This window comes from Promicromonospora sp. NPDC050249, assembly GCF_040656015.1.
Lineage (GTDB): Bacteria > Actinomycetota > Actinomycetes > Actinomycetales > Cellulomonadaceae > Promicromonospora.
The window spans coordinates 37,577-58,449 of the sequence record NZ_JBFAKY010000025.1; the positions used below are offsets into that span (position 1 = coordinate 37,577).

Genomic DNA, 20,873 nt, shown 5'->3' on the forward strand with positions numbered 1-20,873 from the left:
CGCCGCCGCGTCGGTGCGGCAGCACCTCACCATAGGGAGAAACTTACCGACCTGTCAGTTGTGGAAACCCCCTATGCGCGGGCAGCCGCTCGTGTCACGTTCAGCGCCGCCGAGGCAGCGGTCGCGGCTCCTCCGGGTCGCCGCCCACGCCCGCACCGACACCCGCGCCGACGCCGGCTCCGACCGGGGTCCGGGCCGGGGCGAGCTCCGCCTCGTCTGCGGTCGCGCGGCAGTAGACACGCTTGCCGCTGCCCTTGCAGAGCTCGTTCAGCCCGGCGGCGAAGGCGTTCAGGTCCTCCGGGTCCGCACGGCGGAACCGGCGGGACAGCGACCAGTGCTTCACGACGTCGTCCAGCGTCGCCGGGCGCACCATCCCGAACAGGGACACCAGGTGGTTGGACAGGCGGATCACCAGGCGCGCCCCGTCGGCGCTCTCGGCCACGAGCTGGGCGCTGCGCAGGCCGTCGTCCCCGACCGGGCCACCGAGCAACCGCTCGAGCTGGCCCAGTACCGATGCGGGGTCGACCACGTGGGATCCCACGCTGCCGTCGATGTCGCCACCGTCGATGGTCAGGGCTGCTGTCTCGTCGTCCGCGACTGCGAAGTACTCGAACCTCATGCGCGCATCTTTCCGCATGTCAGGGGGTGCTCGGTGCCACTTTCCGCCCGGCGCCTTCGCATCCTGCGGAACGGGTCGCCGAGATCAGCCGTCGGCGTCGAGCGCCGTGACCACGATCACACGCCTGCCCAGGCCACGTACTCCTGGCGCTGCCGTCCCAGGCCGTCGATCTCGGTCTCCACCACGTCGCCCGGCTGCAGGTACGGGAACCGGCCGGACAGCGCCACACCCTCCGGCGTGCCGGTGAGCAGCACGTCGCCGGGCTCCAGCACCAGGTACTGGCTCAGCGTGTGCACCAGCACGTCGACGCCGAAGATCAGGTCAGCCGTCGTGGAGTCCTGGCGCGGCTCGCCGTTGACCCACGACCGCAGGCGCAGGCCAGCGGGGTCCGCGCCGTCGGCCTCGTCGGGCGTGACGAGCCACGGGCCGAACGGGGTGAACCCCGGAGCGCACTTGCCCTTCGACCACTGGCCGCCCGACTCCTCGAGCTGCCACGTCCGCTCGGACAGGTCGTTGGCCACGGCGTACCCGGCGATCACGTCCCGGGCCTGCTCGGGCGAGTCGAGGTAGGACGCGCGGCGGCCGATCACCACCGCGAGCTCGACCTCCCAGTCCGTCCTGGTGCTGCCCCGGGGGATCGTCACCGTGTCGTACGGCCCGGCGATGGTGTTCGGCGTCTTGAGGAAGATGACCGGCGCCTGCGGCGGCGCGGAACCCGACTCCGCGGCATGCGCCGCGTAGTTCATGCCGACGCACACGATCGCTGACGGCCGGGCCACCGGCGAGCCGAACCGCACGCCGTCCGTCTCCACAGCGGAGAGCGTCCCCGCCGCGAGCGCCGCCCGGGTGCGCTCGACGCCGTCGGCCTCGAGGAACGCACCGTCGACGTCCGCGGTCAGCGTGCTCAGGTCGTACCAGCTGGTGCCGTCGTGCACCACCGGGCGTTCCTGGCCGGGGGTTCCGATCCGGGCGAGCTTCATTCTTGCTCCTCTGTGTTGGGCTCCGCGTGAGCGGTGGGAGCTGGCCCACCGGGCACTCCTGCTGCGCGTTCCGTCGACAGGCCGTAGACCCGCCGGGCAGTACCGTGCCAGACCGCCGCCTGTTCGGTGGACGTCAGTCCACCCAGCAGACCTGTCAGCGTGTCCACCCACTCGGCGTAGCGCGTGGCCAGGAGGCTGACCGGCCAGTCCGACCCGAACATGAGCCGGCCGGGTCCGAAGGCGTCGAGCGCATGGTCGACGGCGGGCCGCAGGTCCTGGCTGGACCAGTTCGTCCAGGACGCCTCGGTGACGAGGCCGGACAGCTTCGCGGTGACGTTGGGGTGCGTGCCGATCTCGCGGATCGCCTCCGCCCAGCCGACGAGGTCGCCGCCGTCGGCGGGTCCTGGGTCCGCGAGCGGCGGCTTGCCCAGGTGGTCCAGGACGAACGGGACCTCTGGCAGGTCGCGCGCGAGCCGTGCCACGCCCGGCAGCTGCTCGTGCCTGGTCACGAGGTCGACCGTCAGCCCCTGCTCGGCCACTGCCCGCATGCCCCGGCGCAGGTCCGCGCCGTCGAGGTAGCCGGGGTCGTGCTCCGCCTGGACCATCGACCGGACGCCCACGAGGTGCCCGCCGCCGGGCCCGGAGCGGAGCCTGGCCAGCGCGTCGGCGACACCGGGGTCCGCGAGCTCCACCCAGCCGACGACGCCGCGGATCACCGGGGTGCGGTCCGCGACGGCGAGCAGGTCGACCGTCTCGGCCTCCGTGGGCACCGACTGCACCACGACGGTCCCTGTCACGTTCAGCCCCGCCAGGGCGCGCGCCAGGTCGTCGGTGGTGAAGTCCGCATCGATCGCCCGCATCGACACCGGGTCGATCCAGGGCTGCGGTGTCCGCGTGCGGACCCACAGGTGGTGGTGCGCGTCTATCCGCTCCATCGAGGCGTCTCCTGTCTCCGTGCCCGGAGCACAGGCTAACGGCGGTCCCGGTCAGCTCGTGCGGGAGGTACGCACCAGCGCGACGCCCAGCGCCACCAGGAGGGCCGCGGCCAGGCCGATGGACCCGACCGTCGCGCCCGTCGCGGCGAGGCTGCCCGAGCCCGGCCCTCCCGCGGCGTCGCCCGGGGCGGGGCCCGCCGACGGCTGCGGGGTCGGGGTCAGTGTCGGGCCCACGCTCGGCGTCGCGCTCGGAGCGGGGCTCGGCGTCGGGCTCGGCACGGGCACCCGCACGACGGGGAAGTGCTCCTCCAGCCAGTTCTCGCCGGCACCGGTCACCTCTACCGGACGCTCGGTGGCGTCAGCGGTGTACCCGTCGGGCACGGTCAGCGTGATCACGTAGTCGCCGGGTGCCAGGTCCCCGGTGAAGTACCCGCCTGCGGCGTCGGAGGCCAGGGTGATCGACCCACCGGGACCGGCGACCGTCACCGTGGCGTCGGCCACGGGGGCGTCGGCGTCGTCGGTCACCGTTCCGCCGACGGAGCCGGGACGGGACAGCCCGAAGTCCAGCTCGGCCAGGTCCTCGGCCGTGACGGTGACGTCGCGGGCTTCCCGCCCGTCGGGGCGGTACCCGTCGGGGGGCGTCACGCGCACCGTGTGGTCACCGGGGAGCACGCCGTCGAAGACGTAGGTGCCGTCGGCCTCCGTCGTGGTGCTTGCGGTCCCGTCCGGGCCGGTCAGCGTCACGACGACCCCCGCGAGCGGTTCCTCGCCGACGGTCACCGTGCCCGAGAGCGACGCGGGCGCCCGGACGGCGAAGTCGTTGCCGGCGCTGGGCTCCTCCTGGCCGACCGCCACGGTGATGCCGTCCGGCGCCGTGGCCGTCACGTACCCCTCGGGCAGCTGGCCCAACGCGAACGTGTAGTCCTGCGGCTGGTCGTCGCCGGCGTCCCACCCGACGTCGTCGATCAGGTACTCGCCGGTCGAGCTCGTCACCGCGGTGAGCGGGGTGCCACCGCCGACCGGTGTGAGCGTGACGGTCGCGCCGGGGACGGGCGCGCCGTCGTCGGTGAGCACCGCGCCGCTCACGGCGACGGGCCGGATCTCGCGTGCCGCGAGGTCGACGCCGGTGGCGTCGGCGGAGCTGAGGTCGACCTCGTCGACCACCCGTTCGCCGAAGGGGGTCAGCCCGTGCGGGTAGGCGTCGTCAGCCTCCGGGAGGGTGGTGAGCTCCACGCGGTAGCCGGATGCCGCGACACAGCCGGGGAAGATGTACTGGCCGCTCTCGTCCGACGTCGCGGTGTCGAGCTCGGTGCCGTCCGGGCCGAAGAGCGTGAGAGTCGCGCCGGGGAGGACACCCTGCGGCGCTCCGCCCGCGTCCACCAGGTCAACGGTCCCGGCGATGTCACGGGCCAGGGACGCGAACCACGTCTGGTACACCGGGAAGCCGCCGCGCTGGTAGAACTCGACCGTCAGGCTCTTGATCGGCGCGGAGGGCCGGAACCAGCCGGCGGCACCGGACGTGTCCGCGGCGGCAGCGTTGCCGAGCAGCTCGCCGGTGGCCGGGTCCCAGGTCGGCACGTCCTCCGCCGCCCCCGCGCAGGACGGCGACCCCGCCCCCTGGCAGTAGTTGAACCCGCCCTGCCAGCCCAGCTCCGCGCCGGCGAGCAGCCGGCCGTCCGCGCCGCGTGCGGTCACCACCGCGCGGTCGGCGTCGATGTCGCCCAGCACCAGCGCCCAGCCGCTCGCCGGCGTCGGGTGCTCGAAGGTGTACGTGGTGGTCGACGGCGTCGTGGGCCGGTCGGCCTGCGGGCGGAGGTTGAGGTACTGCTGGTCACGGCTCGATCCGAAGGCCTCGCCCGGCGGCGTCGCCGGACCGAGCCACGAGGACGCGCCGGAGACGACGCCGACGCCGCCCCGTGAGTCGGAGGTCACCGTAGCGGCGGGAAAGCCGCCGGCCGGCAGCCGCACCGTCGTCGACCAGTCGCCCGCCGACCCGGTCAGCGGCTCCCAGTCAGCCCATCCGGCGGACGTCTCCGCGGTCGCGGGCAGCGCTGGGACGACGACGCTCAGCGCGGCGAGCACCACCGCCGCGACTACGCCCAGGCCCGCCGGGGTGTGCTTCACAGTCGAAACGCTAAGAGACAACCGGCGCGGCCGCGCGGGGGGCGAAAAGCTGCACGACGCTCCCGAGGCGAGCGCCGGCTCCGACGGTCAGCCGGCGAACTCGCGGGCTCGGATGCGGGCCAGGTGGGCGTGGACCAGCGGGAGGACGGAGGCGCCCTCGCCGCTCGCCGAGGCCACCCGCTTCATCGAGCCCGCGCGTACGTCGCCGACGGCGAAGATGCCGGGCACCGTCGTCTCCAGGCTGGCCGGCGGCTGGCCGTCGACCCAGAACTCCCGCGGCACGTCCCGCCCCGTGAGCACGAACCCGCGCTCGTCGAGCGCCACGCCCTCGGGCAGCCACGAGCAGTCGGGCTCGGCGCCGAGCAGGCAGAACAGGCCGTCGGCCAGCGTCTTGAACGGCTCGCCGGTGTCCAGGTTCTCGAGCCGGAGCCACTGGAGCCGCCCCTCCCCGCCGCCGTCGGTGACCACGGTCCGGGTCCATACCTGGATGTTCGGCGTCGCCTCGATCTCGCGGATCAGGTAGGCCGACATCGTCTCGGCCAGGCTCTCGCGCCGGACCACTATCGTCACCGCGCCCGCGAACTTGGCGAGGTGGATGGCGGCCTGCCCCGCCGAGTTGCCGCCACCGACCACGTAGACGTCGCGGTCCTGCAGCTCGCGCGCCATCGACGTCGCCGCGCCGTAGTAGACGCCTGCGCCCACGAGGTCGTCGACGGCGGGTACACCCAGGCGGCGGTACTTCACCCCGGTGGCGATGACGACGGTCCGGGCGCACATCTGGGCGCCGGCGACGTGCACGTGCTGGTGCTCGGGCTCGTTCGCCGGTCCCGGCTCGATCCGGATCGCCGGGCGCCCGGTGAAGAACTGCGCGCCGAACCGGCCCGCCTGGATGCGGGACCGCTGGGCGAGCCTCATGCCAGAGATCCCGCGCGGGAAGCCGAGGTAGTTGCGGATCATCGAGCTGGACCCGGCCTGGCCACCGATGGCGTCGCGCTCGAGCATCACCGTGGCCAGTCCCTCGGACGCCGCGTAGACGGCCGCGGCGAGCCCCGCCGGGCCACCACCGACGATGGCCACGTCCGCGATCACGCCGTCGGGGATCGAGTCGAACCCGCCGTAGATGGCCTCGGTGACCGCGGCGGGTGTCGCCGCTGTGAGCACGCGGCCGGTATGGGTGCGCACCAGCGGTAGCTCCGCACCCACCCCGGCGGCCTCGACGATCTCCTGCGCCGCGTCGTCACCCGGCGCGAGCGAACGGTACGGGAAGCCCAGGCGCTCCAGGAGGTCCCGGACCGCCGCCGCTGCCCGGTCGCCCGGCTCCGCGACCAGGTCGTTGATGGTCACCATCGGCCGCCCCACCGACCACCCCCACTCCGACAGCAGCTCGATCAGCGCGGTGTGGAACTCCTCGTCGCGCGGGCCGCGCGGGATGACGACGAACGTGTCCATGTCCCGCCGCAGCGCCGCCGCGCGCAGGTCGTCGATGGCACCGGCGAAGTCGTCGAACCAGACGAGCGCCACGCGCCGCGCCGTCGCGACGATGGCGGGCACGTGGTGCAGGAACTCGATCGAGGTGCCCTCGTCCAGGACGTGCTCCGCCGCGACCATCGCGATCTGCGCGCCGTCGCGCACGAGGTCCCGCGCGCGGTCGAGGCCCGCGTCGAGACCCACGGCGACCTCTATCCGGTAGTCGCGGTCGTACCGGGCGCGGAACTCCTGCTCGACGACGTCGGCGTGCTCGCCGACGACCAGGAGGATGACTGGCCTGTCGCTCATGGCGCCAAGACTAGACGCGGCTCGGCCTGGTCGTGCGGGCCGGCGCGGTCAGGCGGCGACGCCGGGCCGGGTACGGCAGGGGGTGGGCCACCATGTACGCCGCGCCCTTGCAGATCAGCTCCTTGTAGCCGGCGGCGAGGCGCCCACCGGGTGCGGCCGGCTTGGCCCGGTCGTCGGCGGTGACCAGCTGGATGACGGCGTCCTGCCGGCCCAGGCTGATGCACTGGTGCACGTAGCCCAGAGGAGTGTTCGGGAGCTTCCCGCCGGTCAGGCGCGCGGCGATGGAGTCGGCCGCCTGCCAGGCCATCGGGATGCCCGAGGCGCACGACATCCGCAGCGGCGTCCCCAGCGGGCCGTCGGCCAGCGCCACGTCGCCCACCGCGTAGACGTCCGGGTGGGAGACCGACCGCATGGTGCCGTCGACGACGATCTGGCCGGTCGCCGAGACCCGCAGGGTGGTCGCGGCCGCGATCGGGTGCACCGCGAACCCCGCCGACCACACGGTGACGTCCGCCGGGATCGTCCCGCCGGCGCCGGTCAGCACCTCGGTGGCGCCCACCTGCTCGACGTCGGCGTGCTCGTGCACGGTGATGCCGAGCCGGTCGAAGACCGCGCGGAGATGCCGCTGCCCGGCCGGCGAGAGCCAGTCGCCCAGGTCGCCCCGGACCGCGAGCGCCACGTCCAGGTCGCCACGTGCCTCGGCGATCTCGCTCGCCGCCTCGATGCCGGTCAGCCCGCCGCCGACCACTACCACCCGGCCGCCGGGGGCCAGCTCGGCGAGCCGGTCGCGGAGCCTGAGCGCGCCCGGTCGGCTCGCGACGTCGTAGGCGTGCTCGGCGACGCCGGGCACACCGTGCTCGGCCAGCGAGCTGCCCAGGGCGTAGACGAGCGTGTCGTAGCCGAGCTCGTCTACGCCGTCGGCGGGGACGGTGCCGTCCGGGGCGGCGAGGGTGACGATCCTGCGGTCGACGTCGACCGCCGTGACGCGCGCGATCCGCAGGGTGACGCCCGTCCCGGCGAGCAGGTCGCGCAGCGGACGGTGGCGCAGCTCCTGCCCGGCGGCGACCTGGTGCATGCGCACCCGCTCGACGAAGTCCGGTTCGGCGTTGACCAGGGTGACGCCCACGTCGTCGGCGTGCAGACGGCGCGCCACCCGCCCGGCGGCGGAGGCTCCGGCGTATCCGGCTCCGAGAACGACTATGCGGTGCTTCATGGGCCACTCAGCTCCTGTCGTAGAAGGTCTGTGCCTCCTGAACCGGACAGCTGCGCGATCCCTGACACGCCACGGATGTGACGCCGCTCACCATCCCTTGATGATCGGCTCGCCGTGGTCGGACGCCGCCCACTGCCGCGCGGCTCGGCCGAGCTTGTCCGGGTTGACCTGGCTGAGCACCGAGGTGATGCCGTCGTCGGTGGCCTCGAGCGTCATGACGCCGACCAGCGTGCCGTCGACCACGGCGACCAGCGCGGGCCGGCCGTTCGCCGTCCACGCGTAGACGTCGGGGCTTCCGCCCAGCGCCGCCCGCTTGGCCTCGGCAGGCTTGAAGAGCCCGCGCAGGAACTTCGCGACGGCCTCGGCGCCGAAGAACGGCTTGGCACGCGCCGGGACCTTGCCGCCGCCGTCGCCCACGCCCATCGCGTCCGAGGTCAGCAGCCTGACCAGCGGCTCCGTCCGGCCGCTCGTGGCGGCGGCGAGGAACTCCTCCACCACCTGCCGGGCAGCGGCCTGGTCGACAGCCGCGCGGGACCGCTCGGTGGCCAGGTGCTGCTTGGCGCGGTGGAGGATCTGCTGGCTGCCGACCTCGGTGATGTCGAGCAGCTCGGCGATCTCCGCGTGCGAGTAGGCGAACGCCTCCCGCAGCACGTAGACGGCGCGCTCGTTCGGGGTGAGGCGCTCCATCAGCACCAGCACCGCCGTGGACACGGAGTCGCGCTGCTCCGCGGTGTCCGCCGGACCGAGCATCGGGTCGCCGCCCAGCACCGGCTCCGGCAGCCACTGGCCGACGTAGACCTCCCGCCGGGCGCGCGCCGACTTGAGCTGGGTGAGGCAGAGGTTGGTCAGCACCCGGGTCAGCCAGGCCTCCGGCACCCTGATCTGCTCGCGGTCGGCGGCTTCCCAGCGCAGGAAGGTCTCCTGGACGGCGTCCTCGGCCTCCGCGGCGGAGCCCAGCAGGCGGTAGGCGATGGCCTCGAGGCGCGGGCGGAAACCTTCGAAGGCCTCCAGCTCGTCGGGCCGCAACGACTCCTTGGTCATGGGCCCGACCCTACGACGTCGGCGGGCGGGGCAGCTGCGGTCCCGAGCGACCCGGAAAGTTCGCCCGCGGGCAAGGCCCGGTTCCACGCGCCACGGGGCGGCCTGCGGCTCTACGCTGATCCCACCATCGAGCCGGGCTCGCCGGCCCGGCCCCAGGTCGCCCGGACGGGAGTCAGCATGTCCTTCGCCACCCGTGGTTTCTCCGGCCGCAGACGTGAGCCGGACGCACGCCTCCCGCCCGGCCAGACGCTCGTCCAGGACTGGCCGGTGCTCAGCGCCGGCCCCACCCCGCAGATCGACACCGCGGAGTGGGAGTTCACGATCCGCGACGAGACGGGCGCGGAGCACCGGTGGAGCTGGGACGACCTCCTCGCGCTCGGGGTGGAGGACGTCACCGTCGACATCCACTGCGTGACGCACTGGTCCAGGCTCGACATGTCCTGGCGCGGCGTCAGCCTCGACAAGGTCTTCGAGAACGTCGAGTCCGAGCACGAGTACGTCATGGCCCACTCCTACGGCGGGTACACGACGAACATCCCGCTGGAGGACCTGCTGGACGGCAAGGCCTGGATCGCCACGGAGGCGGACGGCGGTCCGCTGGACCCCGAGCACGGCGGACCCGCCAGGCTGCTGGTGCCGCACCTGTACTTCTGGAAGAGCGCGAAGTGGCTCCGCGGCCTGACGATGATGCCCGACAACGACCCGGGCTTCTGGGAGCAGTACGGCTACCACCTCTACGGGGATCCGTGGAAGGAAGAGCGGTACTGGTGAGCGCGTCACCGATGACCCCGCTGCGCCGGTCCGGTCCGCGCCCTGCCTGGCACGTCGCGACCGTCGCCGAGACGCGTCGCGAGACGCCGACTGCCGTGCGGCTCGTCCTCGACGTGCCGACGTGGCCGGGCAGCGCGGCCGGGTCCCACGTCGACGTGCGTCTCACCGCTCCGGACGGCTACCAGGCGAGCCGCTCGTACTCGATCGCGTCCTCGACCCCGGCGGGGCAGGTGGTCCTCGCGATCGACGAGCTGCCGGACGGTGAGGTCTCCCCGTTCCTGGTCCGCGAGGTGCTGCCCGGTGACCAGCTCGAGCTGCACGGCCCGCTCGGCGCGTTCTTCGTCTGGTGGCCCGGCGAGAGCGACCGTCCGGTCCAGCTCGTCGCGGGCGGCTCCGGCGTCGTCCCGCTGTATGCCATGGCCGCAGCGCACGGCGCCGCCGGCGACGACTCGCCCTTCCGGCTGCTGTACTCGGTCCGGACCCCGGCCGACGTCTTCTTCGGGGACGAGCTGGCCGCACTCGCCGGACCGGCCTTCGGACTGGACCTCGTCTACACGCGCGACGCGCCGGACGGCTGGCCCGACGCCGTCGGGCGCCTCACCCGGGAGACGCTCGCCGCCCGCACCATCCCCGCTGCGGAGCGGCCGCGCATCTACGCCTGCGGCTCGACGGGCTTCGTCGAGGCGATCGCGCGCTGGCTGCAGGAGCTGGGCCACGCCGCGGTGGACATCCACACCGAACGCTTCGGAGGCCTTTAGATGACGGATCATCTCGACGGCAACGTTCTCGCCGGCGCACTCTCCGAGGTGTTCACGGGCGATGTGACCGCCGCGCGCGCCCGCTGCGGCGGCTGCGGCCAGATGGCCGCGATCGCCGAGGCCATGGTCTACACCAACGCGCCCGGCCTGGTGGCTCGGTGCGCGGGCTGCGACCACGTGCTGGCCACGATCGTCGACGCGGGCGACCGCCTGATCCTCAGCCTGGCGGGCCTCACGGCCATAGAGCTGACCCGCCCCGTCTCGACTCGTTAGTGGGCCGTGAGGAAGGCGTCAAGGCTCGCCAGGTCGTCGGTGTTGATGTGGTCGACGCCGGCGGCCGCCAGCTCGGTCCACACCGCCTCGCGCGCCGGGCCCGGCTGGTCGGGCGTGGCCCAGAACCGGACCCGGTAGCCCGCGGCGTGCGCCTGGCCCACGAAAGCGTGCAGGCGATCCCGCTCGGCGGCAGGCATCGGGCCAACGCCCTGCCAGGTGAATAGCTTGGTCCAGTTGTCGCTGACCAGCGGCATCAGGCTCGCCGGGAGTCCGGAGCCGAGGTCCGTGGAGCGACCGTCGTAGAACGCGTAGCGCACGGGCTGCGCACGCATGGTCTCCAGCGGCCGGTTGCCGCTGATGACGGCGGTCACCGGACCGGTCCGCACCCGGCCGTGCACGGTGCGCGTCATGAGCCGCGCGTGCTCGGCGAGCGCCTCGTGGACGGCGGCGTACGTGGTCTCGCCCTCGGACTTGATGTCGATCAGGAGCTGCAGGCTGCCGTCCCAGCCGGGGTAGACGCTCCGGCCGCGGCCGCGCGTCAGGTCCTGCAGCGGGTCGAGGTAGAGGCTCTCCAGCGTCCGGTCGGGGTCGACGTCGACGAGGTCGTGCGCGACGAGCAGCTCGCCGTCGACCAGCCAGACGTCCGCCTCGACGCTCGTGAAGCCGTGGGACAGCGCGTCGTACAGCGGGCGCTCGTGCTCGTAGTCGTTGTGGGCGTGCGCGGCGTCGTGGGGCTCGCCCAGGTCGACGCCCCGTCCGGGCGAGGTGGCCGACGCCGGCGTGGCCAGCCCCGCGAACAGGGTCGCGGCCGCGAGGGCCGCGCCGACGATAGTTCTTCCGCGCATTGTCGTCTCCAGGTACCTGCTGAATGCCTGCTGGCCGGTCAACCCATGCAAGCGCCGGCCGCTGACGAACGGGTGAACTCGGGACGACGGCGAGCCGTCGGCGAGCGGAACCGCTCCGGCGGACCCGATCAGGCCTGATAGAATGAACATTCGTTCATTCAACCTGGTGAGCAGCCACGAGGAGGCGCGATGCCCCGCACCACCGCACAGAACGAGGCGCTGAGGACCGCGACGCGAGAGACCGTGCAGACCGCGGCGATCCGCGTCTTCGCCAGGGACGGGTTCACCGCCGCGAGCATCCGGACGATCGCCGCGGAGGCCGGCCTGAGCGTCGGGTCCATCTATCGCCACTACGCGACCAAGCACGAGCTGTTCGACGAGTTCCTGGTCCAGGCCACCACGGGCCTCGCCGCGGCGGCGGCACGCCTCGAAGGGCCGGGCTCACCGATCGACCTGGTCCGCGAGTTCACTACCGCCTACCTGGCGGACCTGGCCGCCGACGACGGCGCGGCGGAGTTCTCCGAGGTCGTCAGCCAAGGATTCAGCACCGACACCCCGGCCGGGACGAGGGCGCGGCTGCTGGCGCCGCACCGAACGCTCTGGCAGGCCTTCTCCGCCGTCGTACGCCGCGGCCAGGAGGCCGGACAGCTCGCCGACGGCGACCCCGACACCATGACCGTGTGCTACTTCGCGACGCTCTCCGGCCTCACCACCCTGCGCCTCGCGCTAGGCCACGACGTGAACCTGCCCAGCGCCGAGCTGGTGCTCCGCATGCTCACAGCCGCCACACCGACAGCCACACTCACAGCAGGGAGCGACGATGATTGAGGTCAAGCGCGGCGACGAGCTGGGCGAGCCGTACCGCCGCGGGATCACGGAGGTCCTCGTCCGCGGCTTCGCCGAGGACTTCGCCTATTTCTCCGACGACTCGCGCGTCCTCACGGACGCCTTCGAGCACATGCTCCTGCTCGACCGCTTCTACGTCGCCGTCGTGGACGGCGAACCGGCGGCCATCGCGTCCGTCACGGAGGGCACCCAGGAGTGCTTCGCCCCGCGGTGGGACAGGATCCGGCAGCATCTTGGCCCCGTCCACGGGACGATGAGCTACCTCATCGTCCGCAGCCAGTTCCTCGGGGCGTACGACGGCGCGCGGGCCGGCCTCGCGGAGATCGGCTTCGTCACCACCGCCCCGCGATTCCAGGGACGCGGCGTCGCGACCGCGCTCATGCGCCACCTGATGGCGCTGCCGGAGTACGAGGAGTACGTCCTCCGCGACATCAAGGACACGAACGCCCCGGCCCTGGGCCTGTACACGAAGCTCGGCTTCGCCGAGTCCGTCCGGCGACCGGTCCGGTTCGCGAAGCGGGCAGGATTCGCCGCGTACGTCTCCATGAGCCTCGCACGGGACTGATCGCCAGTGGCCCAGTGGTGACAGGGACGCGCGTCGCCCCCGGGTATGGGTAGCTCTTCCCATTCCGGGATCTTCCAGGAGGTGCGAACGTCTCCCTAGCCGGTGCGGAATACCGCACCGGCAGGCTGAACCACCGGGTCTCTGTGCGACCTGTTGAGGGGAGAACATTCATGAGGGGAGCGCCTGCGCTTCTCGCGGTGATCGCTTTGCTGGCCTCGATGCTGGCTGCCGTCGTGGGTGTGGCGGCACCCGCGTCGGCCGCAGCCCGGGACGGGAAGTGCGACAGCGGTGAGTTCTGCTACTACTACAACAGCGACAACGCGGGGTCCGTCTCGGACTTCACCGGGTCGATGAGCGACCTGGGCGCCACCCAGCCGTCGTGCTACGAATTCAAGAGCTCCGGCGCCGGCCAGGGCGAGTGCGTGAAGAACAACGCCGCCTCGGTGTGGAACCGGTCGGGCCAGACGGTCCGCGTCTACTTCAACACCGCGTTCGGCGGCATCTACCAGAACATCGGCGCGGGGTACAAGGGACAGCTCAGCGCGGACCTGTACAACAACAACGCCTCGCACAAGTTCGTCGGGACCGCTGGGACCGACACCGGCGCCCGCAGCGGCACCTGTGAGACCGGCGAGTTCTGCTACTACCACAACAGCCGGAACGCGGGGTCGGTCTCCGACTTCACCGAGTCCGCCGGCAGCTACGGCGACGCGCAGCCCACCTGCTACGACTACAAGGGCGCGGGCACCGGCCAGGGCGAGTGCATCAAGAACAACGCGGCCTCCGTCTGGAACCGCTCCAGCAAGACCGTCCGTGTCTACTTCAACAGCAACTACGGGGGCTCCTACCAGAGCGTCGCCGCCGGGTTCAAGGGGCAGCTCAACAGCACCCTCTACAACAACAACGCCTCCCACAAGTTCGTCGGCGCCACCACTCCCGGCGGCGGCTCGCGCAGCGGCACCTGCGAGACCGGTGAGCTCTGCTACTTCCACAACGGCGACAACACGGGGTCCATCTCGGACTTCACCGACTCGACCGGTGACTACGGCGCGACGCAGCCGTCGTGCTTCGACTACAAGGGTGCGGGCACCGGCCAGGGCGAGTGCGTCAAGAACAACGCGGCCTCCGTCTGGAACCGCTCCAGCAAGACGGTCTGCATCTACTACAACAGCTACTACGGCGGTTCCTCGCAGAAGGTGGCCGCAGGTTTCAAGGGCCGGCTGAACAGCACGCTGTCCCAGAACAACGCCTCCCACAAGTTCGTCACGACGGCCGGCTGCCCCGTCTCCAGCGGCCCCGTCGACCCGGGCGCTCCCGGTGGGGACACCAGTGGTGACTACGCGCAGAAGGTCGAGCGCGTCATCCAGGCCGCGCTGGCGCAGACCGGCCAGGGCTACACCTACTCGTGGGGCGGCGGCAACAAGTACGGCCCGACCTACGGCGTCTGCTGCAGCCCGGGCGGTTACGACGACCGGAACCGGTTCGGGTTCGACTGCTCGGGCCTGACGCAGTACGCGTTCTGGCAGGGCGCGGGCGTCGACATCGGCACGTACACCGGTGCGCACCTGAGCAAGGGCACAAAGGTCTCGATGAGCAACCTGCGGCGCGGCGACCTGATCATGTGGGGCGGCTGGTCGAGCACCTATCACGTGGCGATATATCTGGGTAATGGCCAGATGGTCGAGGCGTCGTCGCCCCGGACCTCGACCAGCGTGCACGTGACGAACGTCTACGGCGGTGACTTCGGGATCCGCGTGAACATGTGATCCTTGCGCCCGCGCTGGACCGGTACGGTCCTGTCACCGACCTCGGTGGCAGGACCGTGCCATGTCCACGCACGTATCGCAGCTTCCGCAACGGCTGATGGCGGTTACCGGGATACTCCGGCCGGACGACGGCGAGAACCGGGTACCCGACCTTGGCCAGATCGATCGTGGCGTGGTGCCCGTGATCACGCCCGGAAGGGACCCGGCAGCCGCAGGCAGCCTGGGACGCACTCACCACCGTAGCCACACTCTGGAGGAACCCCTCATGATCACCCCGGCCGACGAGACCCTCCTGCGGCGCGCCATCAGCATCGCGGCCCACGCAGTCACCGTGGGCGACGCGCCCTACGGCTCCCTGCTGGCCGGCCCGGACGGCACGATCCTCGTGGAAGCCCACAACACAGTGCGGCGCGACAACGACATCACCGCCCACCCGGAACTGAAGCTCGCGCGCTGGGCGGCCCGCGAGCTGGACCCGGACACAGCCTCGCACGCCACCATGTACACCAGCTGCCAGCCCTGCACCATGTGCGCCGGCGGCATCATCCGCTCCGGCATCGGCAGGGTCGTCTACGCCCTCGCCACCGAACAGCTCGTCGAGCTCAACCCGCAGTCGGGAGACTGGCCGCCGGTCGTCCAGGACGGCCCGGCCCTGTTCGACGAGGCGAGCAGCCCCGTCCTCGCCTACTACCGACCAGCCGAAGGCATCAGCTGACGCGGTCCCGACCCGAGGTTTGTCGCAGGGCGGTCACTCGGGCCAGGTGTTGTCCAGGATGGTCCGCACGAAGTCCTGCCGGCGGAAGGCCGGGTCGAAGTGGGCGAGCACGTCGTCGTTCATGGTGCCGAAGGTCGTCCGTGGCCGATCTGCCATGCCGTCGTAGAACGCATGCAGGATCCGGTTCTTGAAGTCCGGCCGCGGGTGAGCCGCGACGACCTGTGCACGCTGCGTCTCGGTGATCCGGTCCAGGTCGATGCCGAGCACGTCGGTCTCCACGCCCAGCGTGACCACTGCCACCTCCGGTGCCAAGTGGTGCGGAACCTCTGGCGTGGTGTGGAGCGCTATGCCGAGCCAGACGTCGCGCGCCTCGTCGTGCGAGCGGCCGTGCTCCCGGAGGAAGTTGTACGCGGCCTCGGCACCGTCGATCTCGAACCGGCGGTCCGGCGTGCGGTAGGACGACGTGAGACCCAGATCGTGGAACATCGCGCCGACATAGGCGAGCTCCGGATCAGCCTCCAGCCCCTGGGCGGCCGCCTTGAGCATCCCCCAGAGGAACACCCTTCGGGAGTGGTCGAACAGCGTGTCGTCGGCGGACTGCCGCACGACGGCCGTCGCGTCGCGAACGAGCTCGGTGTCCGGGATCGTGATCCCGGCAATGGTTTCAGGCATGTGTGTCTCCTCGATCCGAGTAGTGGTTGCGGGACCGACCGGGTCCCGTTCCGTTCCGCCCTCGCGCCAGGTCCTAGGGGTGGAGTGCTTCTTGTTCGTTCGCGACCTGGATGATCGTCCTGCCGGAGACGCGGTGGCGGCGTGCGAACGCGTCCGCGGTCTCGGACAGCGGCCGCACGGCGCCGACGATGGGCCGGAGCCGGCCGGTCCGGACGCGCTCGGCAAGGTCAGCCAGGCGGACGCGGTCGGGTTCGACGACGAAGAAGACCGCCCTGCCGTCCGTGGGCTGCACGGCCGGCGGATGCGCGATCGTGACGAGCACTCCACCGGGGCGCACCAGGGCGATCGACGCGTCGAGGACGTCGCCGCCGATCACGTCCAACACCACGTCGACGGGGCCCACCTGGGCCAGGTCGTCCGTCGCCAGGTCGAGGAACCCGCGCGCACCCAGGCCGAGAACGACGTCCCGGTCGTCCGTCCGACCGGTGCCGATCACGCGCGCACCCGCCTCGTGCGCGAGCTGGACGGCGATCGAGCCCACGCCGCCAGCAGCGCCGTGGACGAGAACGGTCTGGCCGGTCGTGAGTCGGGCGTGGTCGAACAGTCCTTGCCACGCAGTCAGGCCGGAAATCGGTAGTGCGGCAGCCGCGGTGTGATCGATGCCGGCCGGCAGCGGGGCCAGGTTGCGGGCCTCCACCGCGACGTACTCGGCCAGGGTCCCGTTCCGGGCCCAGTCGGTCAGCCCGAACACGCGCTGGCCCACGCTCAACCCCGTCGTTCCGTAGCCGAGCTCGGCCACCACGCCGGACACCTCGTGCCCGGGGATGGTAGGGGTCCGGTCGCGCCCAGCGCGGTCGGTCCACGTCGCGGGCCAGTCGAGTTCACCGGGCGTGAAGCCCGCGGCGTGCACACGCACGATGACGTCGTTCTCCGCGGCATGGGGGTACGGCATGTCCATGGACGTCAGACCGCTCAGACCTGCGGCACGGTCTCTCACGATGATGGCTCGCATCGTCATTCCTTCCAGAACTGTTTCAGGGTCGTCTCGGAGTCGCTGTCAGCTCGGCCACGGTGCGCCGATGATCCGCTCGACGGTCGTCGAGCGCTGAAAGCCGGGGATGAAGTGTTCGAGGATGTCGGCGTTCACGGTGCCGTTCGCCGTCTCGGGGCGGTGCCTGAGACCCTCGACGGTCGCCCGCAGGAACTCACGCTTGAAGTCCCCTCGCGGATGGGCAGCGACGATCTCCTCGACCTGGTCATGCTCGAGGGCGTCCAGGCCGAACCCGAGCACATCGGTCAGGACGCCGAGCTGCGTCATCGCGATCTCCGGGGCCATCCGGCCGGGAATGCCCGGTGTGGTGTGCAGTGCTATCGCCGTCCAGACCCTCTCCGCTGCACTTGCCGAGAACCCCCTGCGCAGGAGGAACTGGCGGGCATGGTCGGCGCCGTCGACCTCGAACCGCTGCTCGATCTCGGAGAAGGGCATCAGCAGGCCGACGTCGTGGAACATCGCCGCCACGTAGAGCAGCTCCGGGTCCAGATCCACACCGAGCCTGCGCGCGTGGAGCAGGCCGAAGAAGAAGACTCGCTGCGAGTGGTGATAGATCAGCGGGCTGGTCGCCTCCTGGGCGAGCACGGTCGCTTCAGCGACCGCTGCTGTCTCAGGGATCTCCAGCCAGGCGGTGAGCTCTGACATGGCCTCGTGCTCTCAGGATGTCGTTCCGTGGACCGTGTGTCCTGCCTCCATGCTGCCCCCTGGACACGGCCCGGCGCCGCCCTCGTCCGGCCAGGAATCCCTGATATCCGGACAGAGCATGTCGACGGCCATGTGCTACCAATGAACAGTGCCAACGCCCCTGCCCCACGACGTCGCGATCCTCGTCCATGACGGGGTGACGCTGCTGGACTTCGCCGGTCCCGCGCAGGCGTTCACCGAGGCGAACCGGCTGGGTGCGACCTACCGGACGACCCTGGTCTCACCAGCCGGCGCCGACGTCACGTCGAACATCGGCGTCCGGGTCGCCGTCGACGGTGCGGTGACCTCTCGACGTGTCGACACGTTGCTGGTCCCGGGCGCCGACATCTATCCCGGCGCCCCGGTCCCTCGTGATCTGGCGGATGCCGTCCGGAAGTCGGCGACAGCGGCCGGACGGGTCGTGTCGGTCTGTACCGGGGCGTTCATCCTCGCCGCCGCCGGACTCCTGGACGGCAAGCGCGCGACCACCCACTGGAAGGTCACGCACGAGCTCGCCGCCCGGTGCCCGACCTGCAGTGTCGAGCCCGACGCGATCTATGTCCGCGACGGCACCACGTACACATCGGCCGGGATAACCGCCGGTATCGACCTCGCGCTCGCACTCGTCGAGGAGGACCACGGACCTGACCTGGCCCGTGAGGTCGCCCGTGCCCTGGTCGTGTACATGCAACGAGCCGGCGGACAGTCCCAGTTCTCGGCACCACTGCACGGCCCGCCGCCACGCTCGCCGGCGCTGCGCACGGTCACCGACCTCGTCACCGCCAACCCAGGCGGGCAGTACTCCCTGGGCGACCTCGCGAAGCACCTCAACGTCAGCACCCGGCACCTGACACGCCTCTTCCACGACGAGCTGTCCACCACGCCCGGCCGCTACGTGGAGAACATCCGGTTCGACCTGGCCAGAGCCCTGCTCGATCAAGGACACACCGCTACCCGCGCCGCAGAGCTCGCCGGGTTCCCCAGCTACGAGAGCATGCGACGCGTCTTCGCCAGAAAGGTGTCGTCGAGCCCGGTCGCCTACCAGCGGCGGTTCGCCTCCGCATGGGGACCAGAGGGCCAACCCAGCATCCAGATTCAGGCCTAGGGAGAAGAACTCGGGCGTGCCGAGGAGCCGGAAGCGGACCAGCGACTCGCTCATAGCCGTTGCCGTGCCGGAGGGCACGGCAACCACGGGCTCGCCCGCGACATCGGGGGCCTCGTGCCCGGGAAAAGACTGAGGCCCTGACCAGTATTTCTACTGGTCAGGGCCTCATTTTGTAGCGGGGGCAGGATTTGAACCTGCGACCTCTGGAACTCGGCGTGCCCGAGATGTCCCGCTACGGAAAGGTCTGGAGTCGGCGGGATCTGCCTTGGTTTCTCGGGAGATATCCCAACTGACAGGGACGACGCTAGCGCAGCCTGGATGGAGGCGCTTGGGCGCGGCTGGTCCTGTCAGGACTGAATCTGTTGCGTTCTTGTTGCGGGGCTCGAATCGTGGTGGAGCCAGCCGACGCTGGCACCGGTGCCCACCAGGCCGTGATCCGCTCGGCCCTCCCGCGTAGGGCTTCGGGCGTCAGACGCCGTACAGGACGGTGGTGTCACCTTCGGTCCAGGCGTTGTCGACGGTGAGGTGCTGGATGACCCAGGCGTCATCCTGTCGCACGAGGTCGACGTTGTACCGGTTGGTCATCAGGACGTGGCGTGAGTGGTCACCACGCGGCAGGTGCTGGCAGGCCACGATGGCCTCCAGGCTCGCGGTGTCGCCGTCGACGCTGGCCCGCGGGTTGCTCACGGAGTGTGTCGTGTCCAGCTTGCTGAGCGAGTCGGCCAGGGCTGCGGCGATCGTTTCCTTGCCCTGCACCTCTGGGTAGTCGAAGCCGGCCTTCCTTGTGGCGGGCCCGAAGTCGGCCACGGCGTCCTCGGCGAACGCCGACGCGAGGAGGGCTCGGTCGCGCAGGTCGAGACCGGCCGCGTAGCGGTAGAGGGCTTCGACCACGGCGAGCTTGTCCGCTGTTGCCGTCGGGGTGGTGGTGCTGTCGATGACCGACATGACGCTTCCTTGTCTGACGATGCGATGTTGAGATCAACGTAACCCTCTAATCGACACCTGTCGAATAGGGTGTGTGTCGGAAGCGCTCGTGGAGAGGAACCTCATGTACGGTGCGGCTCATGGTGAGTGAACGGTCCGCGGTGGTTGGTGAGGACCCGCGGTTCACGCGCTCGCGAGAGGCGATCGCGGAGACGCTGGCCGACCTCATGCAGCGGACGGACACGTGCCCTTCGGTCTCCACACTGGCGGAGGCGGCTGGGATTCATCGGGCGACGTTCTACAACCACTTCGACTCGGTCGAGCACGCCGCTGTGCACGTGATCACGAGCGACTTCCGTGCCCTGCGGGCCCTCGATTTCGGTGATCGTCAGCTCGGCGCGGACCCGGCCTCGGTGGCGTTGGCGACACTGAACACGATGCTCGAGACCCTTCGGCGACGCAGAAGCCTTTTCCTGCTGGCTTCGACGTGGCAGTCACCCAGTGGACTGATGGGTATCGGGGATCTTCTCGTGGATCAGATCCGGAATTTTCGGCACGAGTTCGGCGGCGACGAGCAGCAGTCCGACGCCGACAGCGCGGTCGAAGACATCTACACGGCCTGCGGGATGAACGGCGTCCTGTCGGCCACGCTCGGGGACGGTCTCGACGGCAAGCCGGAGGAAATTGCTCGCCGCCTGTACGCCGCCCTGCCCGACTGGATGCAGCACCCGCGGACGGCGGCGCCATGACAAGCTCCCGGCCTGATCCTGCCGTCCGCCTGCTGGCCATCACGCTCGACTGCCCGGATCCAGTGAGGCTCGCGCAGTTCTACAGCGAAGCCCTCGACCTGCCCGTCACGGTGTCCACGCCTGGCTTCGTCCTGGTCGGCCGCGAGGGCTCGCCCGGGTTGGGCTTCTACCGTATGGACGACTACCGCCCACCGACCTGGCCGGACTCCGCCGTGCCGAAGCAAGTCCATCTCGACCTGGGCGTGGACGACCTGGACGCTGCCCAGGCCCGGCTCCTCGCTCTGGGGGCGGTCGAACCTGACGTGCAGCCACTGCCCCACAAGCGCCGGGTTCTGCTGGACCCCGCCGGCCACCCGTTCTGCATCACCCGCTGAGGACCGACCGAGCGCCACGCTGAGAATCGTGCCCGTGTCCGCTGGATCACACGACCAGCGCCGCTTTGCGGACCCGACCTGTCCTGG

Annotated in this window: 22 protein-coding genes; 10 read left to right on the forward strand and 12 right to left on the reverse strand. The window is 71.1% G+C overall.

Annotation, left to right across the window (positions count from 1 at the left end):
• Positions 1-100 precede the first annotated feature (100 nt).
• From AB0I32_RS19585 to AB0I32_RS19615, 7 genes are all read right to left on the reverse strand, one after another.
• On the reverse strand, positions 101-619 hold the full coding sequence (locus tag AB0I32_RS19585) for a hypothetical protein (RefSeq protein WP_357509007.1): 519 nt from the start codon (positions 617-619) through the stop codon (positions 101-103).
• 116 nt (positions 620-735) lie between these two features.
• Complete coding sequence (locus AB0I32_RS19590; protein WP_357509009.1) at positions 736-1,599, reverse strand: fumarylacetoacetate hydrolase family protein; 864 nt, start codon at positions 1,597-1,599, stop codon at positions 736-738.
• The gene (locus tag AB0I32_RS19595) at positions 1,596-2,534 is read right to left on the reverse strand and encodes an amidohydrolase family protein (RefSeq protein ID WP_357509011.1); all 939 of its coding nucleotides are present in this window, start codon (positions 2,532-2,534) and stop codon (positions 1,596-1,598) included. The genes AB0I32_RS19590 and AB0I32_RS19595 overlap by 4 nt, the downstream gene beginning before the upstream one ends.
• 51 nt (positions 2,535-2,585) lie before the next feature.
• The gene (locus tag AB0I32_RS19600; protein ID WP_357509013.1) at positions 2,586-4,658 is read right to left on the reverse strand and encodes a carboxypeptidase regulatory-like domain-containing protein; all 2,073 of its coding nucleotides are present in this window, start codon (positions 4,656-4,658) and stop codon (positions 2,586-2,588) included.
• Positions 4,659-4,745: 87 nt separating this feature from the next.
• Positions 4,746-6,434, reverse strand: a complete 1,689-nt coding sequence (locus AB0I32_RS19605; protein ID WP_357509015.1) for an FAD-dependent oxidoreductase — start codon at positions 6,432-6,434, stop codon at positions 4,746-4,748.
• 10 nt (positions 6,435-6,444) lie between these two features.
• Positions 6,445-7,647, reverse strand: a complete 1,203-nt coding sequence (locus AB0I32_RS19610; RefSeq protein WP_357509017.1) for an FAD-dependent oxidoreductase — start codon at positions 7,645-7,647, stop codon at positions 6,445-6,447.
• An 87-nt stretch (positions 7,648-7,734) separates the two neighbouring features.
• Complete coding sequence (locus tag AB0I32_RS19615; RefSeq protein WP_357509019.1) at positions 7,735-8,688, reverse strand: RNA polymerase sigma-70 factor; 954 nt, start codon at positions 8,686-8,688, stop codon at positions 7,735-7,737.
• Between the two features lie 177 nt (positions 8,689-8,865).
• On the opposite strand from AB0I32_RS19615, the gene AB0I32_RS19620 reads away from it, so the two are divergent.
• The 3 genes from AB0I32_RS19620 to AB0I32_RS19630 are packed head-to-tail and all read left to right on the forward strand — an operon-like array spanning position 8,866 to position 10,490.
• The gene (locus AB0I32_RS19620) at positions 8,866-9,459 is read left to right on the forward strand and encodes a molybdopterin-dependent oxidoreductase (protein ID WP_357509021.1); all 594 of its coding nucleotides are present in this window, start codon (positions 8,866-8,868) and stop codon (positions 9,457-9,459) included.
• The gene (locus AB0I32_RS19625; RefSeq protein ID WP_357509023.1) at positions 9,456-10,217 is read left to right on the forward strand and encodes an FAD-binding oxidoreductase; all 762 of its coding nucleotides are present in this window, start codon (positions 9,456-9,458) and stop codon (positions 10,215-10,217) included. Before AB0I32_RS19620 ends, AB0I32_RS19625 begins: the two co-directional genes overlap by 4 nt.
• Complete coding sequence (locus AB0I32_RS19630; RefSeq protein WP_357509025.1) at positions 10,218-10,490, forward strand: DUF6510 family protein; 273 nt, start codon at positions 10,218-10,220, stop codon at positions 10,488-10,490.
• On the opposite strand, the gene AB0I32_RS19635 is transcribed toward AB0I32_RS19630, so the two are convergent.
• Positions 10,487-11,335 carry a phosphatidylinositol-specific phospholipase C/glycerophosphodiester phosphodiesterase family protein gene (locus AB0I32_RS19635; protein WP_357509027.1) on the reverse strand — a complete coding sequence of 283 codons (849 nt, stop codon included), beginning with the start codon at positions 11,333-11,335 and terminating at the stop codon, positions 10,487-10,489. The two genes, AB0I32_RS19630 and AB0I32_RS19635, sit on opposite strands and share 4 nt — an antisense overlap.
• 189 nt (positions 11,336-11,524) lie before the next feature.
• Here AB0I32_RS19635 and AB0I32_RS19640 point away from each other — a divergent pair, with 189 nt between their 5' ends.
• The 4 genes from AB0I32_RS19640 (at position 11,525) to AB0I32_RS19655 (ending at position 15,227) form a co-directional block, all read left to right on the forward strand.
• Positions 11,525-12,163, forward strand: a complete 639-nt coding sequence (locus AB0I32_RS19640; RefSeq protein WP_357509029.1) for a TetR/AcrR family transcriptional regulator — start codon at positions 11,525-11,527, stop codon at positions 12,161-12,163.
• Positions 12,156-12,746, forward strand: a complete 591-nt coding sequence (locus AB0I32_RS19645) for a GNAT family N-acetyltransferase (protein WP_357509031.1) — start codon at positions 12,156-12,158, stop codon at positions 12,744-12,746. The genes AB0I32_RS19640 and AB0I32_RS19645 overlap by 8 nt, the downstream gene beginning before the upstream one ends.
• A 170-nt stretch (positions 12,747-12,916) precedes the next feature.
• The gene (locus AB0I32_RS19650; protein WP_357509033.1) at positions 12,917-14,512 is read left to right on the forward strand and encodes a peptidase inhibitor family I36 protein; all 1,596 of its coding nucleotides are present in this window, start codon (positions 12,917-12,919) and stop codon (positions 14,510-14,512) included.
• 265 nt (positions 14,513-14,777) lie between these two features.
• The gene (locus AB0I32_RS19655) at positions 14,778-15,227 is read left to right on the forward strand and encodes a nucleoside deaminase (protein ID WP_357509035.1); all 450 of its coding nucleotides are present in this window, start codon (positions 14,778-14,780) and stop codon (positions 15,225-15,227) included.
• A gap of 33 nt (positions 15,228-15,260) precedes the next feature.
• On the opposite strand, the gene AB0I32_RS19660 is transcribed toward AB0I32_RS19655, so the two are convergent.
• From AB0I32_RS19660 to AB0I32_RS19670, 3 genes are all read right to left on the reverse strand, one after another.
• Positions 15,261-15,899, reverse strand: coding sequence for an HD domain-containing protein (locus tag AB0I32_RS19660; protein ID WP_357509037.1), 639 nt, complete (start codon positions 15,897-15,899; stop codon positions 15,261-15,263).
• A gap of 73 nt (positions 15,900-15,972) precedes the next feature.
• A complete protein-coding gene (locus tag AB0I32_RS19665) occupies positions 15,973-16,911 on the reverse strand; it encodes an NADP-dependent oxidoreductase (protein ID WP_357509039.1) in 939 nt (312 codons plus the stop codon).
• A 45-nt stretch (positions 16,912-16,956) separates the two neighbouring features.
• Entirely contained in the window at positions 16,957-17,595 is a 639-nt protein-coding gene (locus AB0I32_RS19670) for an HD domain-containing protein (RefSeq protein WP_357509041.1), read from the reverse strand.
• Between the two features lie 148 nt (positions 17,596-17,743).
• Here AB0I32_RS19670 and AB0I32_RS19675 point away from each other — a divergent pair, with 148 nt between their 5' ends.
• The gene (locus AB0I32_RS19675; RefSeq protein WP_357509043.1) at positions 17,744-18,739 is read left to right on the forward strand and encodes a GlxA family transcriptional regulator; all 996 of its coding nucleotides are present in this window, start codon (positions 17,744-17,746) and stop codon (positions 18,737-18,739) included.
• Between the two features lie 468 nt (positions 18,740-19,207).
• Here the strand turns inward: AB0I32_RS19675 and AB0I32_RS19680 are convergent, their stop codons facing one another.
• Positions 19,208-19,684 (reverse strand): nuclear transport factor 2 family protein, encoded by a 477-nt coding sequence (locus AB0I32_RS19680; protein WP_357509045.1) that lies wholly within the window; start codon positions 19,682-19,684, stop codon positions 19,208-19,210.
• A 206-nt stretch (positions 19,685-19,890) separates the two neighbouring features.
• Between AB0I32_RS19680 and AB0I32_RS19685 the strand changes: the two genes are divergently transcribed.
• A complete protein-coding gene (locus tag AB0I32_RS19685; protein WP_357509047.1) occupies positions 19,891-20,412 on the forward strand; it encodes a TetR/AcrR family transcriptional regulator in 522 nt (173 codons plus the stop codon).
• A complete protein-coding gene (locus AB0I32_RS19690) occupies positions 20,409-20,786 on the forward strand; it encodes a VOC family protein (protein ID WP_357509049.1) in 378 nt (125 codons plus the stop codon). Before AB0I32_RS19685 ends, AB0I32_RS19690 begins: the two co-directional genes overlap by 4 nt.
• Positions 20,787-20,873 lie beyond the last annotated feature (87 nt).

Coding starts and splice junctions, on each gene's coding strand:
- AB0I32_RS19585 (WP_357509007.1), bottom strand. CDS start 619: ATGAGGTTCGAGTACTTCGCAGTCGCGGACGACGAGACAGCAGCCCTG.
- AB0I32_RS19590 (WP_357509009.1), bottom strand. CDS start 1,599: ATGAAGCTCGCCCGGATCGGAACCCCCGGCCAGGAACGCCCGGTGGTG.
- AB0I32_RS19595 (WP_357509011.1), bottom strand. CDS start 2,534: ATGGAGCGGATAGACGCGCACCACCACCTGTGGGTCCGCACGCGGACA.
- AB0I32_RS19605 (WP_357509015.1), bottom strand. CDS start 6,434: ATGAGCGACAGGCCAGTCATCCTCCTGGTCGTCGGCGAGCACGCCGAC.
- AB0I32_RS19610 (WP_357509017.1), bottom strand. CDS start 7,647: ATGAAGCACCGCATAGTCGTTCTCGGAGCCGGATACGCCGGAGCCTCC.
- AB0I32_RS19615 (WP_357509019.1), bottom strand. CDS start 8,688: ATGACCAAGGAGTCGTTGCGGCCCGACGAGCTGGAGGCCTTCGAAGGT.
- AB0I32_RS19620 (WP_357509021.1), top strand. CDS start 8,866: ATGTCCTTCGCCACCCGTGGTTTCTCCGGCCGCAGACGTGAGCCGGAC.
- AB0I32_RS19630 (WP_357509025.1), top strand. CDS start 10,218: ATGACGGATCATCTCGACGGCAACGTTCTCGCCGGCGCACTCTCCGAG.
- AB0I32_RS19635 (WP_357509027.1), bottom strand. CDS start 11,335: ATGCGCGGAAGAACTATCGTCGGCGCGGCCCTCGCGGCCGCGACCCTG.
- AB0I32_RS19640 (WP_357509029.1), top strand. CDS start 11,525: ATGCCCCGCACCACCGCACAGAACGAGGCGCTGAGGACCGCGACGCGA.
- AB0I32_RS19645 (WP_357509031.1), top strand. CDS start 12,156: ATGATTGAGGTCAAGCGCGGCGACGAGCTGGGCGAGCCGTACCGCCGC.
- AB0I32_RS19650 (WP_357509033.1), top strand. CDS start 12,917: ATGAGGGGAGCGCCTGCGCTTCTCGCGGTGATCGCTTTGCTGGCCTCG.
- AB0I32_RS19655 (WP_357509035.1), top strand. CDS start 14,778: ATGATCACCCCGGCCGACGAGACCCTCCTGCGGCGCGCCATCAGCATC.
- AB0I32_RS19660 (WP_357509037.1), bottom strand. CDS start 15,899: ATGCCTGAAACCATTGCCGGGATCACGATCCCGGACACCGAGCTCGTT.
- AB0I32_RS19665 (WP_357509039.1), bottom strand. CDS start 16,911: ATGCGAGCCATCATCGTGAGAGACCGTGCCGCAGGTCTGAGCGGTCTG.
- AB0I32_RS19670 (WP_357509041.1), bottom strand. CDS start 17,595: ATGTCAGAGCTCACCGCCTGGCTGGAGATCCCTGAGACAGCAGCGGTC.
- AB0I32_RS19680 (WP_357509045.1), bottom strand. CDS start 19,684: ATGTCGGTCATCGACAGCACCACCACCCCGACGGCAACAGCGGACAAG.
- AB0I32_RS19685 (WP_357509047.1), top strand. CDS start 19,891: ATGCAGCGGACGGACACGTGCCCTTCGGTCTCCACACTGGCGGAGGCG.
- AB0I32_RS19690 (WP_357509049.1), top strand. CDS start 20,409: ATGACAAGCTCCCGGCCTGATCCTGCCGTCCGCCTGCTGGCCATCACG.